Genomic DNA, 2,192 nt, shown 5'->3' with positions numbered 1-2,192 from the left:
AGGATCGAATCGCCGGCCGACAGGCCGATGGCGTCGTTGATGCCCTTGAACCGGTCGACGTCGAGCACGATCACGGTGGGCTTGAGGCGCTGGTCCTGCCCGGCGAAGGCGAGCGCCGCATCGAGCCGATCGCCGAACAATTCGCGGTTCGGCAGGCCGGTGAGGCTGTCGTGCACGGCGTCGTGGAGCAGGCGCTCCTCGGCGGTCTTCACCTCGGTGACGTCCGCGATGGTGCCGACCACCCGAATCACCTCGCCGTCGGCGCCGATCACGGGCCGCGCCTTCAGCCGGTACCAGAAGAACGCGCCGGCCTCCGAGCGCAGGCGGAAATCGTGGACGATGCGGCCACGCCGCTCCTCGATCACCGTGTCGAGGGCCGCCGAGTAGCGCTCCACGTCGAAGGGGTGGAGCGCGCCGAGCCAGTTGGTGGCCGGTCCCTCCAGCGTCCCCCGGGCGAGGCCGAGCTGGCCCTCGATCTCGGGGCCGACGAAGACCCGGTCGGCGGGCACGTCCCAGTCGAACACCACGTCGCCGGCGCCGGTCAGCGCCAGCGCACGCCGCTCCGTGTCGGACACGAGGGCGTGGCTGAGCCCGCCCCCCGCGAAGGCGTGCTGGAGCACCGTGAAGCCGATCAGCATCACGATCAGCACGAGGCCGCCGATCAGCGCCGGCTGCACGAGGTCGCTGCCGATCTGGCCGGTGACCGCGAAGCCCGCCGCCGTCACCCAGACGACGAGGAGCAGCCAGGTCGGCACCAGCAGGATGGCGCGGTCGTAGCCGTTATGGGCGGCGAGGTAGACGATCAGCAGCAGGCCGATGCCGGCCACCGCCGCGATGGAGATCCGGGCCACGCCCGCCGCCACCGGCGGGTCGAACACCGCGAGCCCCACGAGGCCGGCCAGGAAGGCGAGCCAGAAGAACGCCACATGGCTGTAGCGCACGTGCCAGCGGGCGAGGTTGAGATAGGCGAACAGGAAGACCAGCAGCGTCGCCCCGAGCACCGCCTCCGCGGAGGCCCGGTAGACCCGCTCGGCCAGTTCGGTGACCGGGAAGACCCGCTGCAGGAAGCCGAAATCGATGCAGGCATAGGCGAGCACCGACCACGCGAGCGCGGCGGCGGCCGGGAAGATGATCGCGCCCTTGACCACGAACACGATGGTCAGGAACAGGGCCAGCAGGCCGCTGATCCCGATGATGATGCCCTTGTAGAGGGTCAGGCCTGCGGCCTTCCGGCGGTAGGCGTCCTGGTCCCAGAGGCGGAGCTGGGGGACGTTGGAGCCGCGCAGTTCGGCCACGTAGGTGACGGTGGCGCCGGGATCCAGCGTGATGGTGAACTGGTCGGCTTCCGGGTTCTCTCCGGATCATAGGCCGGCGTCATCCAGAGGGAGCCGCCGCCGACGCGCCAAGCGTCGCGGTTGGCCGGAGCGGCGGCCTTCTCGGCGGCGATGTCCCGGTGGAGCGGCGTGCCGTCGGCGGTCTGGGCGACGAAGCCCCCCTCCCAACCCTCGGACGGCGTGACGTACCAGCGCCAGCGTTCCTCGCCGGTCTTCGCGTCGTAGGCCGCGAGCCAGCCGCGTCGCCCGTACCCGCCCTCGATGCCGACGACGGCGCCGCCGTCGAGGCCGCCCGCCTCGTCCTCGATGTGGAGGCTCCTGGCTCATCCGTATCCCGTGGTCCCGGGCGATCGGCGCGCATGCGCCGCGACCCTGACTTGATATACGGCAGTCTGGTAGCCGGACTGTTAAGCTCGAAAAGACCCTTGTTACCTTTCTTTCTTCGCCAACACTGGTCGAAGCAGAAATGCCGGGACGTGGGAACCCAAACCGACGGGCGTATCACCGTCCGCATCGTTCCGGCGCCCGCGCTCCTCGCGCCCGGCCGCGCCGGCGCGCGCCGTCGTGCGTCGCGCAACACGGCTCTCCGGGCGAGCCTCTTGGCGCCCCTCCTGCCGACTCTCTTGACGACTCTCCTGGCGTGCCTCCGGACGCTGCGCGGCCGCCGCACCGCGACCGGTGCGTGCCCGCGGACGCTCCTCCCGGGCCTCCTCGGCCTCGCCGGCGCTCCGGATCTCCTTGGCGTCGCCGCGACTGGCGTCGCCGCTCCTCGCGCGACCGCCCCGGGCAGCACCACCCTTGTCGCCGGCCTTCGCGGAGCGCGCGCCGCGGCGGCCCTCGCCCGACCGGCCGCGGTGA

Annotated in this window: 2 pseudogenes; both read right to left on the bottom strand. The window is 71.7% G+C overall.

Annotation, left to right across the window (positions count from 1 at the left end):
* Window positions 1-1,355: pseudogene (locus tag I53_RS06770) on the bottom strand (diguanylate cyclase domain-containing protein); the annotation flags it as partial.
* A 5-nt stretch (window positions 1,356-1,360) separates the two neighbouring features.
* Window positions 1,361-1,648: pseudogene (locus I53_RS34945) on the bottom strand (pyrrolo-quinoline quinone); the annotation flags it as partial.
* Between the last annotated feature and the right edge of the window lie 544 nt (window positions 1,649-2,192).

The sequence above is a fragment of the Methylobacterium sp. B1 genome (assembly GCF_000333255.1).
GTDB lineage: Bacteria > Pseudomonadota > Alphaproteobacteria > Rhizobiales > Beijerinckiaceae > Methylobacterium > Methylobacterium fujisawaense.
Note: the sequence above shows the minus strand (reverse complement) of the source record. Positions and strands in the feature narration are given on the sequence as shown.